Source organism: Comamonas suwonensis, assembly GCF_012844455.2.
Classification (GTDB): domain Bacteria; phylum Pseudomonadota; class Gammaproteobacteria; order Burkholderiales; family Burkholderiaceae_C; genus Comamonas; species Comamonas suwonensis.
Window position 1 is genome coordinate 33732 of sequence record NZ_JABBCQ020000019.1, and the last position, 23407, is coordinate 57138.

15 protein-coding genes are annotated in these 23407 nt (G+C 57.5%); 4 read left to right on the forward strand and 11 right to left on the reverse strand.

Annotated features, from left to right (window positions below; all coding sequences use genetic code 11):
* Positions 1 to 11: 11 nt before the first annotated feature.
* The 5 genes from ligA to HF327_RS18620 all read right to left on the reverse strand — a co-directional run bounded on the left by ligA (position 12) and on the right by HF327_RS18620 (position 10909).
* Positions 12 to 2144, reverse strand: a complete 2133-nt coding sequence (gene ligA, locus HF327_RS18600; RefSeq protein WP_198461805.1) for an NAD-dependent DNA ligase LigA — start codon at positions 2142 to 2144, stop codon at positions 12 to 14.
* 62 nt (positions 2145 to 2206) lie between these two features.
* The gene (locus HF327_RS18605; protein ID WP_198461806.1) at positions 2207 to 3565 is read right to left on the reverse strand and encodes a cell division protein FtsZ; all 1359 of its coding nucleotides are present in this window, start codon (positions 3563 to 3565) and stop codon (positions 2207 to 2209) included.
* Positions 3566 to 3602: 37 nt separating this feature from the next.
* A complete protein-coding gene (smc, locus tag HF327_RS18610; RefSeq protein ID WP_198461807.1) occupies positions 3603 to 7130 on the reverse strand; it encodes a chromosome segregation protein SMC in 3528 nt (1175 codons plus the stop codon).
* A 265-nt stretch (positions 7131 to 7395) separates the two neighbouring features.
* A complete protein-coding gene (locus tag HF327_RS18615) occupies positions 7396 to 7725 on the reverse strand; it encodes a YnfA family protein (RefSeq protein ID WP_198461808.1) in 330 nt (109 codons plus the stop codon).
* 49 nt (positions 7726 to 7774) lie between these two features.
* Positions 7775 to 10909 carry a bifunctional diguanylate cyclase/phosphodiesterase gene (locus tag HF327_RS18620; protein ID WP_198461849.1) on the reverse strand — a complete coding sequence of 1045 codons (3135 nt, stop codon included), beginning with the start codon at positions 10907 to 10909 and terminating at the stop codon, positions 7775 to 7777.
* Between the two features lie 547 nt (positions 10910 to 11456).
* Here HF327_RS18620 and HF327_RS18625 point away from each other — a divergent pair.
* Entirely contained in the window at positions 11457 to 11957 is a 501-nt protein-coding gene (locus HF327_RS18625; RefSeq protein WP_198461809.1) for a flavodoxin family protein, read from the forward strand.
* 122 nt (positions 11958 to 12079) lie between these two features.
* Here HF327_RS18625 and HF327_RS18630 read toward each other — a convergent pair whose 3' ends face one another.
* The 3 genes from HF327_RS18630 to HF327_RS18640 form a co-directional block, all read right to left on the reverse strand.
* A complete protein-coding gene (locus tag HF327_RS18630; protein ID WP_198461810.1) occupies positions 12080 to 12412 on the reverse strand; it encodes a hypothetical protein in 333 nt (110 codons plus the stop codon).
* Between the two features lie 30 nt (positions 12413 to 12442).
* Positions 12443 to 12997, reverse strand: coding sequence for a hypothetical protein (locus HF327_RS18635; RefSeq protein WP_236024281.1), 555 nt, complete (start codon positions 12995 to 12997; stop codon positions 12443 to 12445).
* Between the two features lie 256 nt (positions 12998 to 13253).
* Positions 13254 to 13952, reverse strand: a complete 699-nt coding sequence (locus HF327_RS18640; protein WP_198461812.1) for a hypothetical protein — start codon at positions 13950 to 13952, stop codon at positions 13254 to 13256.
* Positions 13953 to 14613: 661 nt separating this feature from the next.
* Between HF327_RS18640 and HF327_RS18645 the strand changes: the two genes are divergently transcribed.
* From HF327_RS18645 to HF327_RS18655, 3 genes are all read left to right on the forward strand, one after another.
* Complete coding sequence (locus HF327_RS18645; RefSeq protein WP_236024282.1) at positions 14614 to 15378, forward strand: response regulator; 765 nt, start codon at positions 14614 to 14616, stop codon at positions 15376 to 15378.
* Between the two features lie 228 nt (positions 15379 to 15606).
* On the forward strand, positions 15607 to 16305 hold the full coding sequence (locus HF327_RS18650; RefSeq protein WP_236024283.1) for a sensor histidine kinase: 699 nt from the start codon (positions 15607 to 15609) through the stop codon (positions 16303 to 16305).
* 187 nt (positions 16306 to 16492) lie between these two features.
* Positions 16493 to 17131: a TetR/AcrR family transcriptional regulator gene (locus HF327_RS18655; RefSeq protein WP_198461814.1), complete on the forward strand. Its 639-nt coding sequence runs from the start codon at positions 16493 to 16495 to the stop codon at positions 17129 to 17131.
* 113 nt (positions 17132 to 17244) lie between these two features.
* Here HF327_RS18655 and HF327_RS18660 read toward each other — a convergent pair whose 3' ends face one another.
* From HF327_RS18660 to HF327_RS18670, 3 genes are read right to left on the reverse strand one after another with little or no spacing between them, the layout of a single operon-like run.
* Positions 17245 to 18708, reverse strand: a complete 1464-nt coding sequence (locus HF327_RS18660) for an efflux transporter outer membrane subunit (RefSeq protein ID WP_198461815.1) — start codon at positions 18706 to 18708, stop codon at positions 17245 to 17247.
* Positions 18705 to 21869, reverse strand: coding sequence for an efflux RND transporter permease subunit (locus tag HF327_RS18665; protein WP_198461816.1), 3165 nt, complete (start codon positions 21867 to 21869; stop codon positions 18705 to 18707). Before HF327_RS18665 ends, HF327_RS18660 begins: the two co-directional genes overlap by 4 nt.
* Positions 21870 to 21884: 15 nt before the next feature.
* Positions 21885 to 23195 (reverse strand): efflux RND transporter periplasmic adaptor subunit, encoded by a 1311-nt coding sequence (locus tag HF327_RS18670; protein ID WP_198461817.1) that lies wholly within the window; start codon positions 23193 to 23195, stop codon positions 21885 to 21887.
* Positions 23196 to 23407: the final 212 nt, after the last annotated feature.

Genomic DNA, 23407 nt, shown 5'->3' on the forward strand with positions numbered 1-23407 from the left:
CTCAGCGCTTTTCAAGATGACACAGGCTTCTCGCCTGCCAGCAGCGCCAGCAAGCCTGCCTCGTCCAGCACGGGCACGCCCAGCTCTTCGGCCTTGGCCAGCTTGCCGCCCGCCTCGGCACCGGCCACCACATAACTCGTCTTTTTGCTGACCGAGCCAGAGACTTTGGCTCCTGCCGCTTCCAGCATATCTTTGGCCGTGTCGCGGCCCAGTGTGGGCAAGGTGCCGGTCAGCACCACGGTCAGGCCTGCCAGAATCTGCGGCGCTTTTTCAGCAGGCGCGCCCTCTTCCCAGTTCACGCCGCAGGCGCGCAGTTGCTCCACCACCTCGCGGTTATGCGGCTGGGCAAAAAAGGTGTGAATGCTGTTGGCCACCACAGGTCCCACGTCCTTGACTTGCAGCAGCGCTTCTTCGCTGGCGTCCATGATGGCGTCCAGCGTACCGAAATGCTTGGCCAAGTCTTTGGCGGTGGACTCACCCACATTGCGAATCCCCAAGCCAAACAGAAAACGTTGCAGCGTCGTGCGCTTGGATTTCTCCAGCGCATCAAGCACATTCTGGGCCGATTTGACCGCCATGCGGTCGAGCGCCGCCAGCGACGTCAGCCCCAGCTTGTAAAGGTCAGGCAGCACGCGCACCACCTGTGCATCGACGAGCTGATCGACCAGCTTGCCCCCCAGGCCTTCAATGTCCATGGCGCGGCGGTGAGCAAAGTGCAGGATGGCCTCTTTGCGCTGCGCAGCGCAGAAAAGGCCGCCCGTGCAACGATGGTTTGCCTCGCCTTTTTCACGCACCACCTCGCTACCACAGATGGGGCAAGTCTTAGGCATGCGAAAGTTGGGTACGTAAACCGGACGAACACCAGGCACCCTGCCTGCCACCTCGGGAATCACATCTCCGGCACGGCGCACGATGACCATATCGCCCACGCGCACGCCTTTTTTACGGATGTCGAACAGGTTAGACAGCGTGGCATTGGTCACCACCACTCCGCCGACCTGCACAGGTGACAGCCGCGCCACGGGGGTGAGCTTGCCGGTGCGACCCACCTGCACGTCGATGGCTTCCATCAGCGTAGGCATCTCTTGCGCCGGATATTTGTGGGCCACAGCCCAGCGCGGCTCGCGCGACTTAAAGCCCAGCTGACGCTGCAAGGCCAGGCTGTTGACCTTGTAGACCACGCCATCGATCTCATAGGGCAAATTAGCGCGTTCGGCACCGATGCGCTGGTGAAATGCTACCAATTCAGAAGCACCAACCGCAATACAGACCTGAGGTGCGACCGGAAAACCCCATGATTTAAGCGTCTGCAGCATGGCGTAATGGGTGCCAAAGTCCGGGCCGCCCTGCTCGGGAGGGGTGATCTGACCCAGGCCATAGGCAAAGAACGAGAGCGGGCGCTGCGCAGCAATCTTCGAGTCCAGCTGGCGTACCGATCCTGCCGCTGCATTGCGCGGGTTGGCAAAGGTCTTGGCCCCGGCAACCTGCTGGCGCTCGTTGAGCCTGTCCAGATCAGCCTTGGCCATATGTACCTCGCCGCGCACTTCCACCACGGGCGGCACATTCTGGTCAGCGGGCAGGCGCAGCGGAATCTGGCGAATGGTGCGAATGTTGTGGGTCACATCCTCGCCCACCTCGCCGTCGCCACGCGTGGTGGCCTGCACCAGCACACCGTTTTCATAGCGCAGGTTCATGGCCAGACCATCGAACTTGGGCTCGGCCACATATTCCACAGTAGGGTCGGCCTCTGTCAGCTCCAGCTCTTTGCGCACACGCTGGTCGAAAGCGATGGCGCCTGTGGCCTCGTTATCGGTTTCGGTCTGAATGCTGAGCATGGGGACCGCATGGCGCACAGGGGCCAGCCCATCAAGCACAGCACCAATCACGCGCTGTGTGGGCGAGTCAGGGGTAATGAGTTCCGGATAAGCACCTTCCAGCGCCTGCAACTGCTGATAGACGCGGTCGTACTCGCCATCAGGCACCGTGGGCGCATCCTGCACATAGTATTCATGCGCCCACTGGTTAAGCTGGGCACGCAGCTGCGCCACCTTAGCGAGCACGCTTTCAGGAATACCTGTTTTCGTAGCTGCCTGCGCTTTTGAATCCTGAGGTTCAGCGGAAAAAAGGTCTAAATTCTCGGTCATACGCATCCCGCTGCAATTCAAGGTCTGAGATGAAAAAGGCCAACATTGTTGGCCTTTGTTATTTAGCTAAAGAGCCTTCTGGCGAGCAGCGATCCCGCCGACAGTTCACGGCTATCGAGCTTGTCGTAGAGCAGCTCCAGATCATGCTGAATCGGGTCCAGCGCGGACACGGGCAGCAGATAGCCATTCTGGTCGCAAAGTACGCCATCCATGGTCTGGCACAGCTGCTCGGCCACCTGGCGCAGTCGCACAAAGGGCTGCTGGCCGCGCGGCACCTGGGCGACATCAAGGCTCAGCAAAAATTCACGCACCACGGACTGATCAAGGTCATCCCCCATGGCGGCCTGCGGGTCGTAGCTGAGTACCAGCACGGGCGGCAGACCATGAATGGGGGAAGCCAGCAGCATGCGGCCAGGCATGGGCGTGGTGACAAAGCCCAGGCGCTGAGCGTTTTGCTGCACATAGCCAGCGCTCCACGAGGCCTGACGGGCGCGCAGCATGAAGCTCAGCTGCGCGTCGTGCTCGCTGGCGAACTGGTCCAGTTCACGGCCGCGAGAGACTTCGTTGAGCATGTTAGGCACATCGACCATCGCACCCAGTGCATCGGCAAAGCGCTGAATCTTGGTGACAAATTCCGAGAATTCAATCTCATTGAGCGAGCCTGTGCGGTTGGCCAGCTGCACACCGGCCTGAAAGCCCAGATAACGCTGACCGGCCTGCAACGGCTCCCACTGCCTGCTGTCCTGGTTCATGCCTTCAATGGCAAACGGCTTGTTGCCCGCACGGCGTGTGCTGGGCTGGGCCTGCAGCGCCACCTCACCGGGCACCATCTGCGCCACGGTGACGGGGGTAATCGCGTCGATCAACTCATCGAGATGACCACGGCGCTCTACCGACGATGCTGGCGGGATGGAAACGGACAAAGTCTCAGCGGTCAGCACCGGCTCCACAGGATCGGCCTTAAGTGGTTTGGGCGCAGGAGCGGCCTGAGTCGTGACGGCGGCAATCGCAGCATCAGTTCGCTGGGCGGTGACTTCGCCTTCTGGCTCATTCACAGCAGACGCATCTTGAGCCAGAGCCTCCTGGCGCTGTGCTTCTTCATGCGCTTCGCGGGCCACAAGGCGGGCCAGTTCCGCATCGGCCTCGGCAAAACGGCCACCAGACTCGGGCATCTGTACGGGGTCGGTGCCGGGAATGGCCTGACCAAAGTCACCCAGCACAGGCTCGCTCTGGTACTTGGTCAGGTCGGAGCCGTGGCCGACCGTATTCATGCCGGGCTCATGGCGCTGCGGATCGGAGCTTTCCTCGACGGGTTCTGCGCGCTTGGGCGCATTGCGGCGTGCAGACCAGGAGTTGTAGGCAACGATCAGAGCCAAGAGCACCACACCCAGAACAGCCAGACTGATTTGCAAATTACTCATGTGAAAAAACAGTTCTTCAATAAAGTGGCAACCAAGCTCAGGATAGCTCAGCCATGGACAGTGCGGACTCCATGTCCACTGCAACAATTCGTGAAACGCCCTGTTCCTGCATGGTCACACCGATCAACTGCTCCGCCATTTCCATGGCAATCTTGTTATGGCTGATGAACAGAAACTGCGTGCTCTTGCTCATGCTGTGAACCAGCTTGGCATAGCGTTCGGTATTGGCATCGTCCAGCGGCGCGTCCACCTCATCGAGCAAACAGAAAGGCGCGGGATTGAGCTGAAAAATGGCGAACACCAACGCGATCGCCGTGAGCGCCTTCTCCCCGCCAGAGAGCAGATGAATCGTCTGGTTCTTCTTGCCGGGCGGCTGGGCAATCACCTGCACGCCGGCATCCAGAATTTCATCGCCGGTAATCACCAGCTTGGCCTGACCACCACCAAACAGTTCGGGGAACATGCGGCCAAAGTGCTGATTGACGATGTCAAACGTGCCGGTCAGCAGATCACGCGTTTCGGCGTCAATCTTGCGAATGGCGTCTTCCAGCGTCTCCATGGCCCGCGTCAAGTCGTCCATCTGCGCATCGAGGAAGGTCTTGCGCTCGCGGGCCAGCGTCAGCTCATCGAGCGCGGCCAGATTGACCGCGCCCAGTGCGGCAATTTCGCGGTGCAGGCGATCAATTTCGCCCTGCAGGCCGTGCATGCGCACATTGCCCTCGGCAATGGACTGTGAGACGGCGGCCAGATCGGCATTGGCTTCGGTCAGCAGATTGCTGTACTGCTCGAGACCGAGGCGCGCGGCCTGTTCCTTGAGCTGAAATTCGGTAATGCGCTGACGCAGAGGGTCCAGCGCTTTTTCAAGGCTCTGGCGACGCTCATCACTGGCGCGCAGCTTGTTGGTCAGGTCTTCGTATTCGCTGCGGCGCTGGGCCACATCTTTTTCGCGCTGCATCTTCAGGTCCAGCGCATCCTGCAAACCACCTTGCGCAGCGGCATCGGTCAGGCGCGTCAACTCGTCTTGTGCACGCTGCTGCTCTTCGGCCAGCGACTTGGCTTGCTGACTGGCCGTTTCAATGGTGCGCGACAGCTCGCCTCGGCGGGCATGCAAAGTGCGCTGCGAGAAGGTCGCTTCCTGGGCTTGGCGCTCCAGCGTGCGCAGTTGCTCGCGTGACTCGTTCAGGCGGCGCTCGGCGTCAAGCACGCGGTCGCCCAGCTGGGCGTGGCGCTCCTGGCTATCGGCCAGCTGCATGTCCAGCTCTTCAAAGCGGCCTTCAGCAGAGATCTTTCGCTCTTCGATATCGGAGAGCTGAGCCTCGACCTCGGACAGATCCGCAGAGATTTGGGCATTGCGCGCACGGGCTTGCTCGGCCAGTTGCGACAGGCGCAGAGTCTCAACCTGCAGCTCATGCGCACGGCCTTGCGACTCAGTGGCTTCGCGGCGTGCGGCGATCAGACGCTGCGAGGCATCGGCATAGGCGCTTTCGGCCCGCACCAGTGCCGAGCGCGACTCGTCTGCAATCAGTACCTGGGCACGAACTTCTTTTTCGAGATGCTCAATTTCCTGCGCACGCGCCAGAAGGCCCGATTGCTCGGAGTCCTGCGCGTAAAACGTGACGCTGTGCGCAGTCACAGCGTGGCCCGTCGGCACATAAATGGTTTCACCGGCCTGCAACTCAGCACGCTTGGCCATCGCTTCATCAAGCGAGGGAGCCGTGTAGCAATCCGAGAGCCAGTCCACCAGCACGGCGCGCAGACCGGCATCGTTGATCTTGAGCAGGTCGCTCAGACGGGCAAAACGGGCCGTGGACGATGCTCCCGCCGCTTGTGCGGTGCTGAAGAAAGCCAGGCGGGCTGGCGGCGCATCTTGCCCACCCGAGCCCAAAAAGCCGCGCACCATATCAAGGCGGCCGACCTCCAGAGCGCCAAGGCGCTCGCGCAATGCGGCTTCCAAGGCATTTTCCCAGCCCGACTCAATGGCGATGCGGCTCCATAGGCCCTGCATGCCTTCCAGACCATGCTTGGCCAACCAAGGCTGGAGCTTGCCGTCGGTCTTGACTTTTTCCTGCAGCGCCTTAAGCGCTTCCAGGCGCGCAGACAGATCGGAGTGGCGGCTGCTTTCGGCATTCACGGCTTGCTGGCGAGTGCGGCGGTCTTCGTCCAGCTGGGGAACGCTGTCTTGCAGCTCGTTGAGTACGGCATCGGCCATCTCGGCCAATTCCTGCGCTTCAGCAAGCTGCACCTGCAAATTCCTCAGCCGCGCTTCGTCAGGCGTTTCCAGCGCATTGCGGTCAACGCGCAGGCGCTCGTAGCGGGTTTCGAACTGGCGGCGCTGCTCATCCAGGCTGCGCTGCTCGGCGGCCAGCACCTGAATTTGCTGCTGCACCTGCACGACAGAACCGCGCTGGTCCGAGTCAGCCTTTTGTGCATTGCGCAGTGCATCTTCCAGGTCCGGCAGGCGGGTGCTTTGCTCTTCGAGTTGAGCGGCCAGCATTTCTGCCTGCTCCTCGGCATCCATGCCTGCGCCTTCGATGTTCTCAATCTCGCCCTGTGCCTCTTCGCTGCGGCTGCTCCACAGCAGCAGTTGCTCGGCCAGCTGCTGCAGACGTTGCTGCACGCGCTGGCGGCCTTCCACCACGTAGCGAATTTCGGCCTCCAGCTTGCCGACTTCAGCCGTGGCTTCGTAGAGCTTGCTTTGCGACTGGTTGACCTGATCGCTGGCGTCGTAATGCGACTGGCGCAGGGTTTCGAGTCCGCTTTCGTTGTTGCGGATATCGGCCATGCGCTCTTCAAGCTCGTTGACGACCTTGAGGCCTTCAACACGCACGCGGTCTTGCTCGCCCTCGGCTTCGGCACGCTTCATAAACCACAGCTGCTGCTGCTTGAGCGTGACCTGCGCGTTCAGGCCGTTGTATTTGGCCGCAACTTCGGCCTGCTTTTCCAATTTGTCGAGATTGGCGTTGAGCTCGCGCAGAATGTCTTCCACACGGGTGAGGTTCTCGGTCGTGGCCGAGAGGCGGTTTTCCGTCTCACGTCGGCGCTCCTTGTATTTGGAAACACCAGCCGCTTCTTCGAGGAACAGACGCAGCTCTTCCGGGCGCGACTCGATGATGCGGCTGATCGTGCCCTGGCCAATGATGGCGTAGGCGCGCGGGCCAAGCCCGGTGCCCAGAAACACGTCCTGCACGTCTCGTCGACGCACGGGCTGGTTATTGATGAAGTAGCTGCTGTTGCCATCACGCGTGAGAACACGCTTGACGGCAATTTCGCCAAACTGTCCCCACTGGCCGCCGGCACGGTGATCGCTGTTGTCGAACGACAATTCCACACTGGCGCGACTTGATGGCTTGCGGTGCGTGGTGCCGTTGAAGATAACGTCCTGCATGGACTCACCACGCAGCTCGCTGGCCTTGCTCTCGCCCAGCACCCAGCGCACCGCATCCATGATGTTGGACTTGCCGCAACCGTTAGGGCCCACCACGCCGACCATCTGCCCGGGCAGAACGAAATTGGTGGGCTCGGCAAAGGATTTGAAGCCGGAGAGCTTGATGGTATTCAGGCGCACGGTGTCAGGATCGGTCTAGAGGCTGGCCTGTAAAGGCATTGTGAGGGGAAAAGCAGAAACGCAAAAACCGGTTGCGCAGACAAAAATCTTGAAAAAATCTAAGTTTTCCCAAGCCTTGCGTGCAACCGATAACAGCAGGAATCATAACGCGCCCCGCACTATGGTCAGCCAAGATTGGGGCAAACACACAAACCATAGCAGCTTGTGATTGACTGACAGGGGTTTGAGACGGTTTTTATTCGTATTTCTCTTGAATCCGTCACTCTCAGCCGCGCGGCTGAAATGCAATCAGGCCTGCACCCAGCAGGCAGACGACCGCCCCACCCATGTCCCAGGCGCTGGGCTTGATGCCATCCACCAGCCAAAGCCACACCAATGCCGTGCTGATGTAAATGCCACCATAAGCCGCATAGATGCGCCCCGAGGCCGAGGGGTGCAAGGTCAGCAGCCAGACAAACAGCACCAGGCTGGCTGCGGCAGGCAGCAGTAGCCAGGCACTGCCGCCTTGCTTGAGCCAGAGCCAGGGCAAATAGCAGCCCACAATTTCGGCAACAGCAGTCAAGGCAAACAACAGCAGGGTCTTAATTTCAGGCACACCAATCTCTCATCGGGCAAAGACCGTATTGTCTCTGCTTAAGCACCACTTAACGCAAAGACGCTGGACTGAGTGCCGGTGTCAGTGCGCCCGGCACATTGCCATAGGTCACCAGACGCTGGAATTCAAGCACCTCCACAGGGGGGCTCATCAGAAAGCCCTGCCAGGCATAGCAGCGAATGTCTTCTAGAAAACGGCTCTGCGCCTGTGTCTCCACGCCCTCGGCGATCACATGCAAGCCCAGATTTTTGGCCAGCGCCACGATAGTACGAGCGATGGCCGCATCATTGGGGTCGGTCAGCACATCGCGCACAAAGCTGCGGTCGATCTTGAGCTGATCGAGCGGCAGACGTTTGAGGTAGTACAAAGAGGAGTAGCCTGTACCGAAGTCGTCCAGCGCGAAACTGATGCCGTAGGACTTCAGGCGGTTCATTTTGGCGATGGTGTCATCCATATCGGAGAGCAGCATGCCTTCGGTTAGCTCCAGCTTGAGGAGCTTGGCATTGGCCCCATGCTCAGCCAGCGCCTTGAGCACCTGCTCAACAAAACCGCTCTGATGAAACTGCTTTGGGCTGACATTGACCGAGAGCACCAACTGCGCATAGCGCGGGTGCCTGGCCCACTTGGCCAGTTGCTGGCACGCTGATTGCAGCACCCACTCGCCCAGGGGCAGGATGACGCCGGTTTCCTCGGCCAGGGAGATGAACTGTGCCGGGGGCACAAAGCCTCTTTCTGGGTGCTTCCAACGCAGCAGGCCTTCGGCGCCAATTACTTTGCCCATTTCTACCTGTGGCTGGTAGTAAAGCTCAAACTCTCCCGCTTCCAGCCCACTGCGCATGTCATGCTCCATGGAACGGCGCTCTTGCAGAGCAGATTGCAGCAATGGGTCAAAAAAGCAGCTAAGGTTGCGGCCCAGATTCTTGGCCTGGTACATCGCCATTTCGGCGCGCCGCTGTACTTCTTCAGATGTCAGCGCCTGCTCCCCAAACAGGCTCAGGCCCATGCTCACCGTGATGGAGTGCGTCACGCCCCCAGTCACCATCGGCTCACGCAGCCGGGTCAGCCATTGATTGGCTTCCTTCTCCAGCCGGGCAGCGGCGGCGACGGAGTCCCCGCCCAGATTTTCAATCAGCAATGCGAAATCATCGCCACCCTGGCGTGCGATTGTGGCACCCGGCGGCAGAAAGCCCAGAATACGCTGGCTCAGTGCCTGCAGCAGCAAGTCGCCCTGCTCAAGACCATAGGTCTCGTTAAAGGCCTTAAAGTTATCAATATCTAGCAGCACGACACCGCCGAAATGCGATTTTCGCTGCGCCATAACCAGCGCATGCTGCAGTCGGTCAGCCAGCAAGCGACGGTTGGGCAGAGCGGTGAGCGCATCGTAGAAAGCCAGGCGCTTGACTTCCTGCTCGGCTGCGATGCGCTGGCTCTGGTCCTGCATCACCATCAGGCAGCCATCGTTTTGCAGCACTGCACTAACTGCCACGGTGCGGCGCTCACCATCCACGCCTGTCAGAACCAGCAGCTGGGCAGCAATCATGCTGGCTGCTGAATGGGTAAAGATCTCTTCCCATTCCATGCCATCATCCGCAACCCGAACAGTCTGCTGCGCCTTGAGCAGCTGGCTGGCCTGGGCTTTGGCAAACTCCCAGCGCTGCACCACGCGCTCGCGCTCTGCTGCATCGGGGAACATGCACTCCCACCATTGCGAGGTGGTGATACCGGTTTTGCTGCCTTGGCCGGCCAGTCGCAGAAATTCATCATTCCAGTACACAAGACGACCGCTCAGGTCTTCCATGACGACCCCTACGGGCAGCCTCTGCATAAGATTGCGCAGCTGTTGGTGGCCCAAGCGCTCCATTTGCTCCAGCCGCTTGCGCTCGCTGATGTCGTTCACCAGCAGCTGCAAACGTTTGGTATCTTGCCGGCCCGTCAAAAAGGCGTTGAGTTCTACCCAGACTGGTGACCCATCCTTGGCACGCAAGCAGAACTCTGCTGCATTGTGCTGAAACTGCTGCAGATCGAGCCCCTTCAGCAGTTGTGCACAACGGGCCTGGTCTTCAGGCATGACCAGATCCATCGCGTTGCGTTGATCAATCTCATGGACTTCGTAACCCAGCATTCGGCAGAGATGCTGATTGACCTTGAGCACGCTACGCGTCTCAACATCCATCTCAATGACGCCCATGGCGGCCTGCTCGCACATGGCATGAAAGCGGGCATCACTCTCTTGGCGGGCCTGCGCGCTGACTTTGATGCGCTTGCGCCAACTCCAACGACTCTGCCACCAACCCGAAACCCCGGCGGCCAGCGCAAGACCAACAAGCACACCGGCAGCCAGCATCAGCCAGGGCAATATTCTTTCCAACTTGTGCTGACTGCTGAGCGCGGGCTTGAACTGCAAAGCCCAGACCCTGTCACTCACCTGTATCTCCCGCTCCAGCGGTTTGATCAAATCAAACTCCTGATGGCTTTCAGACGCCTTCCACAATTTTCCAGTAAATAGCGTCTGTGAAGACAGGCCACGCGTATCCACCCTCCGCACGAAAACCTTTCCCCCTGAGACAGAAGGTTTTTTGGGCAACGCGGCAGGACTCACATCCAGCAGGCGCATGGCGACTTGCGGATAGAGATTGCTTGGCACCACGCCTCTGATCAGATCATCCAACCTGATACTGGCGTTCACCGTCCCCATCAGTGGCAATGGCTGCACACCACCAGAGCGGACATCGGAAACGGTGCGCAAAGGCACTCGCAAAATCACTCCATCCGGGCTACCCGGAAGCTGCAAAAAGCGAAATGGCGCGGACATAGACATCTGGCGTGAATGCCAGACCGTCATCAAAGAATGAAAGGCCTCAGCAGGCTGGCGCGCGTTGGTTCCAACCAAGGCCTCATTGCCAACTATTGGCCAAGCGTAAGCAACCTCAAACGCCTGCGAATCCTTCTCAAGGTCGACATACTTGCCCGCGCCCAAGGCGCGCGTAAGGCTCAGAGCCTGCAAACCCATCAACCCTCTTTGGCTTAGCTGGGCATGCGCATGTTGGGCAAACATCTGCTGATTCAGCGACTCAATGCCGCTCAGATCATCGGCCAGCCTTGCCAGCAACTGAACATAGTCCCCCAGGCGTTGCTCCAGCAAGCGCGTCGCCATATCAGCACTGAACTGCAGCCGCTTCTCCATGCGCAATTCATGCTGATGGCGCAAAGCCCAGGCTCCCAGCACACCGCCAGAGACCCCCAGTGCCAATGCAAGCAGAGCCAGCCAGCGTCGGCTTGCCTTTATCGTCGGTTGTGTCGCAAATGGGGACATGCCAAAAACACAAGAGTCCTGAGTTATGAAGTTGCTACACACACGCTCTGAAATGCGCTTGCGGTCTCCGCTGCGACAACAAAGTCATGTCACAGCCTGTAAGAATACTCCTACAAACCAAAGAAAATTTGTGCCAAGTGAATACCCTGAGTGATGTGACATTCAGGTTGTCACACACGCTTCAAATCATAGGTAAAACCAGATGCATCAAGTGCAAAGCGCTAAAAAAATCAAGAGCACAGCGCGTCTGGAAAATTAATAAACGTCAATATTCCTCAACGCTTAGTCACTTTTAGGAGCTCTATAAAGCGGTACTAGATCGTCTGTTGAAAACAACAATCACAGAGATCCAATATATTTCAGTAGGTTATTGCACTGCAAATTTGCTGGATACAAACCTCTGAACAGATCATTCACCATGCCTCTGCGCCTTGCTTTACTGATCATCTACCACTCTCATACTGGCGGAACTTGCCAGATGGCTGAGGCGGCCTGTGCAGGTGCCCTGCGTGAAGGGTCGGTTGATGTGCGATTGCTGCATGCAAGCCAGGCAGGTGCGCAGGACTTGCTGAGCGCCCAAGGCTATCTGTTTGCCACACCTGAGAATCTGGCAGCTATCAGCGGCTTGATGAAGGATTTTTTTGATCGCAGCTACTACGGTGCACTCGATCAAATTCAGGGCCGCCCCTATGCCAGCCTGATCTGTGCGGGCAGCGACGGCCGCAACGCCGCCAGACAAATAGAGCGAATTGCGACGGGTTGGCATCTGAGAGCGGTGGCCGAACCCCTCATCATTTGCACTCATGCGCAAACGCCCAAGGCCATTCTCGCGCCCAAGCAGATTGACTCCGCCGACTTGCAGCGCTGCGAGGAACTGGGCCAATCATTGGCTGCAGGGCTGGCTCTGGGAGTTTTCTAAAGATGAAGCGAAAAAAAGAAATCCCGCAAAACATTGAGTGCTTGCGGGAAGTCCTTAGCTGCTTTGCTGCTGTGTATCAGCAGCAGACATTCATCATGCCTTATAGCGACAGATAACAGAATCTACTCCTCAACCGGAATAAAAAACAGATACTCACCAGGCCCCATTTGCGGGGTGATCACATAGCCTTCACAATTGCCGTTCTTACACTTCACGGTGATGGCCCGAGGCCAAATAGTTGCAGCAGTCGGGTAGCCAGGCAGGTACTGAGGCACATGCCATACACCGTAGTTGCCTACGGGCTGAGCCTGCTCCTCCCCCCCCCCGCTTTGCTCGCCACTGCCAAAAATTTGGCGTTGAATGCTCAGTGGCATATTGGCAATGACAGGGGCTGCTGCAGACCATACAGGAATGCAGCCAGCGACTGCCGCGACAAAAACGAGAGCTTTATACATAGCAGCCTCCTGAATTCTGTTCAGCGCCCATCAATTAGGATAAAGCGCCGAGGTGGATCCAGGCTGTAATTCCGATGCTTGGTTGACCGGAGAGCTGGAAGCTGTCTGCTGCTCTGGCAGCATTGCGACGCTACCTTCAGCAGAGGCATTTGCACCGTAGTTGCTGCGGCGCTCATCCGCCGTCATGGATTGAGGGCATTTCGAACCCGTGATTTCCAGTGCAACACGCGCTGCCGGGTCCATGCAATCCATGGCCAGAGATGCGGCTTTCATGCCTTTGTTCCAGAGCTCGCGACTCATTTTCAGACGCTTGCAATGATCGTCTGACCAAGTCGTTCCAAAGCTCACACCGAAGCCAGGCCCGTTGGCACTGCCGCTGCTGCTTCCCATGCAAGTGTCATTGCTGGTCGTCAAGTTTGGACCATTGACGCTGGGCACATTCTTCATGGTGTACGAACCCGTGTACTCCACAATGTTCTTGGACGTTCCACCAATGGTGCTGTTAATGTTCTGGGTCGTCGTTCCAGATGTCGTAATGCTTTGGTCTGAGCGACTATCAACGGTCTGAGTCGATCGACTGTCCATGGTTGATGCAGACCGAGACTCCACCGCCGGACTTGCTGCAGGCGTAATGAACGTAATCGACTGATTTTGCTGGGCCCCCACGGAAGATGAGGAAGAGGAGCTTTGCGCGCTGCTATCGGCATTCTGCGCAACGCTACACAAAGGAACACAAAGGCTTAATAAAGCTATTGAGACTTTCATGCTTTTTCTCCTTTGACACCGAGTCTTGCCTTGAACGGCAAGACCCGGGGACAAGCATAACTAGGGTGGATAACTATTAGAAAGCGAAGGAACCCGATCCGGCTCCTGCACTACCGCCAGTACCGCCACCATTAGAGAAGCCGCCGGCATTACCTAGAGCACCGCCACTGGTGTTGACATGTCCGACCGAGCTAGCACCGGAGGTGTTGTTGGTCCAAGCACCGCCAGGGCCGGAAATGGCTCCCGAGGTGGCGCCGTAGTTGGATTGCGTACCGGCCGTGCTATTGACTGCCGCAATACCGCCACCAGGGCCAGCATAAGTACCCGCGGCATTGTTGGTGTGCGAATTTGCCTGACCGGCTGCACCACCCACTACAGCGGCACCGCCAGGTGCACTAGCGCCGTAACCGGCAGCTGCGCCTGAATGCGCATTGGCACTGGTCACGCCGCCGCCTGCAGCTACGCCGTTTCCGGACGTTGCAGCCAGACTTTGCACGGAACCTGTAGTTGTAGCGCTACCGCCGACGGCTGCACCGCCGATAGCAGTATGGCCAATGTTGCCTGCTCCACCAGTAGCACCTGCGGTTGCATTAGCAGCCGAAGAAGCACTATTGAAGCTCAAGGCACTTCCGTTGCCTGCACTCGCAGCATTTGACGACGTAGCCGATCCGGCACTGGACGACGTGTTCGTTGCAGCAATGCTATTGCTGCTAACAGCAGCAGATGCAACACCAGCCAAAGCGACGACAGCCATTGCAATCAGAGATTTTTTCATGATGGACCCTTTGATTAGCCAGTTCCCAGAACACTGAGAGAGTTGAGGCAACAGAGTTGTTGCATCTCACTGCAACACCTCCCATAAACCGTCTGCAACTTTTGAAATGTCTTAAGTTCCGTTTCAAAACTTGCTTTCGGTCAGCGCCAGTTTCAGCACAGGTGAAAAAATCAGGAATACCTTGATCGAAAGAAATTTTTTCAATCTTCGAAGACTGCCAAATAAACCTTTACAGCCTTTGATAGACGGCATCTTCATGCTATGCAGTTTGCATTTTTAGACACTTGAATCAGTGAAGTATAAAAATGTAAATTTCTTATCTTTAAGAAATCAAATTTAATCCACATCACACACCAATATCGAAAAAAAGTTACCGCCCTCGTTACGGAAAATAAATATCTCTTGGTCTTTTAAGACTAGCCAATAGTCCGACAAAAAATTTATCCTTATATGATCCAATAGATAAATTAAACATCTCAACTAAAAATAATAAATCAATAGTTTTTATAAATACTCAATGATTAATACCTAGATTTAAAGTGATTTTTTGTAAATTTGGTAAAAAAAATATTGAATTAACAGTTTTTATAGATTTAAAAAATCTCATAATTTATTTTCCAAATCAGCTCATAAATTTCCAGTTGTTAGCAGGGAGTGAACCATGTCGGCTGTTCAAACATCTTTTTGCCCTGCATCCTTCAGTGGAACAGGAGACTCCGCACACACTGCAAACATGCACATGTGGCCCATGCACATGGTGGGACAACAAAGCCAGCCTGTGCGAGTCTTTGTAGTAGACGATGACAGCCACATCCGCAGAGTGATTGCCCAAGAGCTCATGGGTGACTCTCGAACCTTGCTCGTGGGACAGGCATCCAGTTTGAGGGAGGCGCGCAAGAACATCCCGCTTCAGGACTTCGATGTGCTGATCGTGGACCTCAACCTTGGCGACGGAGAAGGCCTGGAGCTGCTCGATCTTGTCAACCAGACCCGCCCCCATGTGCTCAGCATTGTGGTGTCGGTGACGGAGCGTGATGACAAAGTTTTTCAGGCTTTTGAGAAAGGTGCCGTGGGGTACTTGTTAAAGAACTCCTGGTTTGGAGACTATTCGCAAGCGGTTCTGCAAGTTGCTAATGGCGGTGCATCTATCACGCCATCGCTGGCAAAAAAGATGCTTTCCCGCCTAGAAAAAACCCACCCATTAAGCATGCCAACTTCAAATTTTCTTGCAGAAGAAAAGCTCTCAGAGAGAGAAATTGAAATATTAAAATTGATTGCCTGCGGGTATAGTTCCCCTGAAATAGCAAGCTACTTAAAAATAAGCACACTCACTGTTTCGACACATGTAAAAAACATGTATAGAAAGTTGCAAGCCAAAACAAGAGCCCATGCAGTGAGAGCAGCCTCATTGCGAGGACTGATATAGGAATACCCGTACAGGCTCAGCTGAGTCAAATCATTTCATCCGTCAATCAACCATTTTGAGGTTGATATGGAATCTTTACGCAGTCTTGGGCTCAGGTCTGCAGCTAATATGCTGCAGGTCAGTGTAATATTATGCTGGTGTTTCATTACCTCCATACGAGATAACAATTGGTTTTTCTTCATCAGCATTCTGGCTGCATTAATCGGCTTGATGATGGCTTTGCGCTATATGCCAAGAATCTATCGCGTCATCAAAGCCAAAATGCGCTTCAGCGTCCACCCCTCCAGAGAGGTGCAGGAGGAGAGAAAGCGCATCGCCTCTGACTTGCACGACACACTGGGCAGCCAGCTAGTGCAGGCCTTGACCTTGATGGATGGGCAAGCGCTCACCGAAGGCAGCCCCATCAAAGAAGTGCTTGAGCGGTCTTTGCTGGATTTACGCCTGATTGTGGACTCCATGGACGCGCAAGACGACAGTCTCACCATGCGTCTGGCTCGGCTGCGCCATAGGCTGGATCCAGTGCTGCAGCGCAAAGGTCTGGCTCTGCACTGGCAGCTTTGCGATCCTGAATTAGGTATCGGTCGACACACCAGCCGTACCCTGCCCAAAGGCCGCGTTGCCCATCAAATTCTGGCCGTGGTGCAAACCAGTCTCAGCAATACGCTGGAGCACGCTCATGCGAGTGACATCTGGGTCACGCTGGAGCCTTATGAGAGCGATGACCCCGAATGTTTTGGCTGGGACTGGTGCCTCAGCGTCGAAGACAACGGCAAGGGTTTTGATCTTCGCGCCGTGCTTAGCGATGTATCCCAATCCGGCCACGGCGTCATCAACATGTTCAAGCGCATGCGCGAAATTGGAGGGGATCTGCACATTCACCCAAGGCAAGGGGGCGGCACCCAGGTGATGATGCGCTGGCGAGTCTGAGCTATGGCTTCTCCTCGGTAAGCTATATTGAGGAATGTGCCATCATTGGGTGAGTGCCGTATATCAAAATGATCTCTGGCCGAGCAGGGTAAGGCGTTCCTCTTTCAATCAGTCTTGCCAAGCTCAGTCAGCGCATCTCAGCCATACCGAACAAGCCCAGAAGCTCTATAACAAGTTCTCTCGCGCCATGACTCAACTAGACCTCGACCGCCCCAAGCGCACACCGCGCGGCCCCAGCCCACAAAAGACTCAGGCGACGCGCCGCACCATCGTCGCGGCGGCCTTTGAGGAATTTCTGGAGCATGGCTATGCGCGTGGCACCACCGCATCGGTCGCGCAGCGCGCAGGTCTCTCAAAAGTCACCCTGTTTCGGTACTTTGATAGCAAAGATGCCTTATTCGAAGCAGTGATACAGACCCATATCGCCTCTGCAGCTGTGGCCTTGCAATCCAGCCCCATGCTTGAGCATGAATCTGTGGGTGAATATCTGCTCCGTACGGTGGGCGCAGCCGCAGAGGTCATTGACAGCAGCGGACGCTCTGCGACAGCTCGACTGGTCATCGCTGAAGGCCTGGAATTTCCACTTCTGGCGCAAATGTATCGCCGCTATGTGAACGATGCCTTGCTGGAGCATTTCAGCAGACTTGCCCAACTGGCTGCTGAACGCGGAGAGCTTAAGGCGCCTGAACTGATTCAGCACCCGGCCTTGCTGCTCGCCCCCCTCTGGATGGCCATGATGAACAACACGGTCATTCACCCCGAAGTGCCGATGAATGCCAAGACCCTGTTTCAACTCCAGGTCGCCTTGCTGTTCAAGATGCCTTGAATCTGAATTTCGCATGAAATTCGCTCTAACCGCTTACTCATAAAGCGCTAGGCGCTATCAAAAAATCCGCAGTCTTTCGAGCTGCGGCTTTTATTTTTAAGCGCACACAAAGATCAGCTTTGCTGCGCAGCCTCCTCGCCGCCCAACGCCTTCCACAAGGTCACGCGGTTGAGCTGCTCCGACAGGCGCAGGCCAATCAAGGTCTGCTGCGCTGTGTAGAGACTGCGTTGTGCATCGAGCACAGACAAATAGTTGTCCACACCAGCCTTGAAACGGGCGTTCGACAGATCAAACGCCTTTTGCGTATTGGCCACCATGCTGGTCTGGGCTGACAGGCGCTCACCCCATTGGGCGCGGTCTGCCAGAACGTCAGCCACCTCCCTGAAAGCCGTCTGCACGAACTTCTCGTACTGGTTCAGTGCAATACGCTGATTGCTCTCGGCCACCTGCACATTGGCACGGTTACGGCCAGCATCAAAGATGGGTAGACGTACCAGCGGAATAAAACTCCAGGTGCTATTGCCGTTACCAAACAGGCGATCCAGGTCACTGCTGCCCGTCCCGATGCTGCCCGTCAATGTGATGCTGGGGAACATGGCCGCCCGTGCCGCGCCTATGCTGGCATTCATGGCTTGCAGATTACGCTCAGCCGCCTGCACATCCGGGCGCTTGAGCAGCACGGTAGATGGCAGGGGCACGGGTACGGCCTTCAGTGCCGCCACATCACTGCCACTCTCTATACCATCCCCTGCGCCATTCATCAGCGTCTGCGCTGTGGGCAGCAACGGGGCAGGTACAGGGCCACCGACCAGCAGCTGCAGTGCATTCCGGTCTCTGTCCACCTGCGAGGTATAGCTGGCCACATCACCTCGCGCCGTGTCTACCGTGGTCTGGTTCTGTGCCAGAACCAGACCCGATGTAGAGCCCAGCTCATACATCTTGCGTGTCAGCTCGAACGCCTTGATGCGACTGTCCAGCGTGTCTTTTGCCAGTTGCAGGCGAGCCTGATCGGCAGCCAGCGTCAGCCAGGCATTGCTCACATCGGCCACCAGGCTGATCTGCACATTGCGCTGATTTTCCTGGCTCAGCAAAAACTGCTGCAGCGATGCTTCGCTGAGGTTGCGAATCCGCCCCCACAGGTCTAGCTCGTAGCTGGCAAAGCCCAGCTGGGCTGTGTATTGCTCATTAATAGTGCTGCGCCCAGTCGTCGTCAAATCCGCCGCGCTACGCGTGCGGTTGCCCTGGGCCTGAGCCGTAATGCCCGGCAGCAAGTCAGCCCGCGTGATGCCGTACTGGGCGCGTGCCTTTTCTATGTTCTCGACCGCTACGCGCAAATCGCGGTTGTTGCTCAGCGCCAGCGCCACCACATCGCGCAGCTGGGGCGACTGCAGCCATTGCAGGGCCTGCGCCTGCTGCAAAGCGACTTCGCTGGCCAGCACCGGCGCAGCGTTGGCCGAAACGGTTTCAGGCACGGGCAGATCGGGCGTTTTGTAGACGGGTGCCAGATTGCAGCCTGCCAGCAGCGCAGCAGCACAGGCAGCAGCGATCGCAGAAATATTCATGCTCAGGCGCCTCATGCTGCGCTCTCCTTGGTTGTTGCTTCGTCGTCAGTGCGCAGGCGGCTCTTGAACCAGCTGCGAATCAGCAGGAAGAACACCGGCACCAGGAAGATACCCAGCACTGTCGATGCCACCATGCCGCCCAACACAGCAGTACCAATGGCGTTACGGCCACCTGCGCCAGCGCCTGTACCAATGGCCAGCGGAATCACACCAAAGCCAAAGGCCAGCGATGTCATCAAGATGGGGCGCAGGCGCAAACGCACGGCTTCCACTGTGGCGTTGAACACGCTCTTGCCCTGCTCTTGCAGCTGCACCGCAAACTCGACAATCAGAATCGCGTTTTTGGATGCCAGACCCACTGTGGTCAACAGACCCACCTGGAAGTACACGTCATTCGTCAAGCCCCGTGTATAGGTGGCCAGCAACGCGCCCACCACGCCCAGCGGCACGGCCAGCATGACGGACAGCGGCACCGTCCAGCTTTCATAGAGTGCAGCCAGGCACAGGAATACGAACAAAATCGAGATGGCATACAGCATGGGAGCCTGCGCCCCCGACTGACGCTCTTGCAGCGATGCACCCGTCCACTCATAGCCAATGCCTTGCGGCAGAGTTTTGAGAATGTCTTCAACCACCTTCATGGCTACGCCCGAGCTGACGCCCGGCGCTGCGCTGCCGATGAATTCATAGGTCGGCGCGCCGTTGTAGCGCATCAGCTGAGGCGAACCATAGGCCCAGTACGTGCGTGAGAAGGCGCTGAAGGGCACCATCTCGCCACTCTTGTTGCGTACCGTCCACTTGGCAATGTCCTGCGGCAACATGCGATACGGCGCATCGCCCTGAATGTAGACACGCTTGACACGACCGTTATTCAAAAAGTCGTTCACATAGGTGCCGCCCATGGCGCTGGAAAGCACGCTGTTGATGTCCGTGTATGCCAGGCCAAGAGCTGCTGCCTTGCGGTCGTCGATATCCAGGCGCAGTTCAGAGGCATCTTCCAGGTTGGTGGTACGTACCGATGTCAACTCAGGGCTCTTGCGGGCGGCATCTTCCACCTGTTTACTGGCCGCCAGCAAAGCATCGTGTCCCATGCCGTTGATGTCCTTGAGCATGAAGTTGAAACCCGCATTCGCACCCAGGCCTCGCACGGCAGGCGGGTTCATCACAAACACACGGGCATCACGAATGGAAGCCAGCTCCTTGGTCGCGCGGTGGGCCACGGCAATCGAAGACTGAGAAGACAAGGTGCGCTCGGCCCAGGGCTTCAAGCGCACAAAACCGCGTGCCGAACTCTGGTCACCATTGAGACCGGAGACCTGGTTGAAGCTTGTGACTTCGGGCTGCTTGAGCAGGTAGTTACGCACCTCATCCAGCACCTGCTGCAAGCGCGCATCCGAGGCGCCTGAAGGCAGGTTCACGCTGACATAGACAAAGCCCTGATCTTCGTCGGGGAGGAAGGACGTGGGCAGACGCGCCATCAACAGCCACACTGCCGCACAGATGGCCAGAAACACCAGCATCATCCGCTTTGAGCGGCGCAGCATATAAGCCACCGAGCCCTGATAGCGTGAGGCCGTCAGATCAAAACTGTGGTTAAACCAGTTGAAGAACTTGTCGCTCAACCCCAACATGCCTGAACGCACGGGGCGCGCATGGCCTTCACCGCCATGGTGCTCGGGGGCCTTGAGCAAGGTGGCGCACAGCGCCGGCGTCAAGGTCAGCGCCACAAACACCGAAAGCGCCATCGCAGCGACGATGGTGATGGAGAATTGACGATAGATCACGCCCGTGGAGCCACCGAAGAAGGCCATGGGGATGAACACTGCAGACAGCGTCACGCCAATACCCACCAGTGCGGGCGTAATTTCCGTCATGGACTGGCGCGTGGCTTCCTTGGGCGACTTGCCCGTCTCGTGCATCACGCGCTCGACGTTTTCGACCACCACAATCGCATCATCCACCAGCAGGCCAATGGCCAGCACCATGCCAAACATGGTCAGCGTGTTGATGGAGTAACCGGCAATCGACAACACACCAAACGTACCCAGCAACACCACGGGCACGGCAATGGCCGGAATCAGGGTAGCGCGGAAGTTCTGCAGGAAGATGAACATCACGATCACCACCAGCACCATGGCCTCGCCCAAAGCGCTGACCACTTCGTGAATCGACGCACGCACAAAAGGCGTGGAGTCCGAACTCACAAAATAATCAATCTTGTTGGGGAAAAAGGGTTTGAGTTCAGCCAGCTTGGCCGCCACCGCATCGGCCACCTGCATGGCATTGGCACCGTCAGCCAGAATCACGCCCATACCCGCACCGGGCATGCCGTTGAGCTTGGCCTGAATATTCAAATTGTCTGCCGCCAGCTCTACACGCGCCACATCGCCCATCGTCACCACCGAGCCATCGGTGGCTGACTTCAGCACGATGTCACGGAACTGCTCAGGCGTCTGCAGCTTGGTGCGCGCCGTAATGGTGGCGTTGAGCTGCTGGTTTTGCACCGCAGGCAAGGCTCCGAGCTGACCGGCCGAGACCTGGGCATTTTGCGAGTTGAGCGCGCTGACCAGATCAGAAGGGATCAGCGCATACTTCTCCATCTTGGCTGGGTCCATCCAGATGCGCATGGCATAGGGGGAGCCGAAGACGTTGATGTCGCCCACGCCTTCCAGGCGACCGATCACATCAATCAGATTGCTGTTCAGATAGTCGCCAATGGCCACATCGGTCACCGATGGGTCCAGCGAGTAGAAGCTGTAAGTGACCAGAAAATCCTGGCCGCCCTTGTTCACAAACACACCCCGGCTTTTCACGGCATCGGGCAGGCGGTTCATGGCGGCCTGCAGCTTGTTTTGCACCTGCACCTGAGCCACGTCGATGTTCGTGCCCGGCGCAAAGGTCAGCGTGGTGCGCGAGCGGCCCGACGCATCACTGGTCGAGCTCATATAGAGCATGTTGTCGATGCCCTTGATCTGCTGCTCGATGATCTGCGTGACCGAATTTTCCACGGTCTCGGCCGAAGCACCTGTGTATTGCGACGAGATCGTCACGCGCGGCGGTGCAATATCGGGGTACTGCTCTAGAGGCAGTGAAGAGATAGACAACGCGCCCGCCAGCATGATGACGATGGCAATGACCCATGCAAAAATGGGCCGGTTGATAAAGAACTGAGCCATGACTACTGCCCCGCCTTACTTGGCTTGCGCCTTGGCGGCAGGTGCATCGGCTGCGCCCTGCACAGGCGGCTCGCCGCGTAGGCTCTTGCGCTCGGCATTCGCCTTCATGTCCACCTCTTCGGGCTTGACCTTGTCACCGGCCTTGGTGCGCTGAAAACCGTCCACCATCACGCGCTCGCCCGCTTTCAGGCCGCTCTTGACCAGCCAGTACGCACCCACGGCGCGGTCCAGCTGCACTTCCCGTTTTTCCACCACATCGCCTTCGGCCAGCACCATCACATTGGGCTTGCCAGCCAGATCACGCGTCACGCTTTGCTGTGGCAGCAGCAGCGCATCAGGGGCCAGCGCCGTGGGCAGCAAGGCCTTCACGTACATGCCGGGCATCAGCAGGCCATCGGGGTTGGGGACTTCAGCGCGCAGCGTCAGCGTGCCGGTGGTGTCGTTCACGATCACACCCGCAAACGCCAGCTTGCCTTGCTGGGCATAGTCGCTGCCGTCGTCAAACTGAATGCGCACGGGGATCTTGTCGCCATCCACCTTCTGGTAGCGGCCGGACTCCAGATCACGCTTGAGCTGCATCAGGTCATTGCTGGACTGGGTGAAGTCCACATACATGGGGTCCAGCTGCACGATGGTGGTGAGCGCAGTCGCCTGATTGGCCGTCACCAGTGCACCGGGCGTGACGGCAGACAAAGTAATGCGGCCACCAATGGGTGCCTCAATGCGGCTGTATTTGAGGTTGATGCGCGCAGTGTCCAGATTGGCCTTGGCCACCGCCACATCGGATGCCGACTGTGCCGCAGCCGCCTGGCTTTCATCAAACGCTTGCTTGCTGATGGCATCAATCTTCACCAGCTCCGCATTGCGGCGTGCCGTTGCGGCCAGCGTGCGCTGGCTGGCCTCGGCCTTGGCCACGGCAGCAATGGCGCTGGCTTCCGTGGCCTTTAAAGAAGCAGGGTCAATCTGATACAGAGGCTGGCCCTGCTTGACCACAGCACCTTCGGTAAACAGGCGTTTTTGAATGATGCCCGAGACCTGGGGGCGTACCTCTGCGGTCATAAAGGCCTTGGTACGGCCGGGCAGGCTGGCATCGAGTTGCTGGCTTTGCGGCTGTAAGGTCACCACACCGACCTTGGGCTCTGTCTTGGGCGGGCCTCTTTGTTCGTCTGCGGGCTTGGAACAAGCGGCCAGTGCACCGGCAATCAGCACGGCACCCAGCGCCAGCGCCCATCTCGGGCGGTGAGAACTCAGCGGGCTTGCACTGGGCAGATAAGAAAAATGCGCCTTGCGGCGCGGGCTCAGTGAAGCATGCTGGTCAATCGTCATACGTGTCTATCGTGCGGTCTGATCTAAAGAACTTATCAATATTGTGCGCCGTCAATATGAATCAAATGTAAAGCAGGCGACCTCGCAACGACCTGGAGCTAATACGCCTACCCCGTGGCCGTTGCTGAAAGCGCTATGCAGCGCTTGATATTTGACACTTCAATATAAATGGCGGCGGCTCCTCCCACGTCATCTCAACGGACTAGAGAGCC

What these genes read in the sequence shown, in the direction of transcription:
- HF327_RS18620 (WP_198461849.1), bottom strand. Translation starts at nt 10,909, where the DNA reads ATGGAGAAGCGGCTGCAGTTCAGTGCTGATATGGCGACGCGCTTGCTG.
- HF327_RS18655 (WP_198461814.1), top strand. Translation starts at nt 16,493, where the DNA reads ATGACTCAACTAGACCTCGACCGCCCCAAGCGCACACCGCGCGGCCCC.
- HF327_RS18670 (WP_198461817.1), bottom strand. Translation starts at nt 23,195, where the DNA reads ATGACGATTGACCAGCATGCTTCACTGAGCCCGCGCCGCAAGGCGCAT.
- HF327_RS18665 (WP_198461816.1), bottom strand. Translation starts at nt 21,869, where the DNA reads ATGGCTCAGTTCTTTATCAACCGGCCCATTTTTGCATGGGTCATTGCC.
- HF327_RS18650 (WP_236024283.1), top strand. Translation starts at nt 15,607, where the DNA reads ATGCCAAGAATCTATCGCGTCATCAAAGCCAAAATGCGCTTCAGCGTC.
- HF327_RS18645 (WP_236024282.1), top strand. Translation starts at nt 14,614, where the DNA reads ATGTCGGCTGTTCAAACATCTTTTTGCCCTGCATCCTTCAGTGGAACA.
- ligA (WP_198461805.1), bottom strand. Translation starts at nt 2,144, where the DNA reads ATGACCGAGAATTTAGACCTTTTTTCCGCTGAACCTCAGGATTCAAAA.
- HF327_RS18630 (WP_198461810.1), bottom strand. Translation starts at nt 12,412, where the DNA reads ATGTATAAAGCTCTCGTTTTTGTCGCGGCAGTCGCTGGCTGCATTCCT.
- HF327_RS18625 (WP_198461809.1), top strand. Translation starts at nt 11,457, where the DNA reads ATGCCTCTGCGCCTTGCTTTACTGATCATCTACCACTCTCATACTGGC.
- HF327_RS18605 (WP_198461806.1), bottom strand. Translation starts at nt 3,565, where the DNA reads ATGAGTAATTTGCAAATCAGTCTGGCTGTTCTGGGTGTGGTGCTCTTG.
- HF327_RS18640 (WP_198461812.1), bottom strand. Translation starts at nt 13,952, where the DNA reads ATGAAAAAATCTCTGATTGCAATGGCTGTCGTCGCTTTGGCTGGTGTT.
- HF327_RS18635 (WP_236024281.1), bottom strand. Translation starts at nt 12,997, where the DNA reads ATGGACAGTCGATCGACTCAGACCGTTGATAGTCGCTCAGACCAAAGC.
- HF327_RS18660 (WP_198461815.1), bottom strand. Translation starts at nt 18,708, where the DNA reads ATGAGGCGCCTGAGCATGAATATTTCTGCGATCGCTGCTGCCTGTGCT.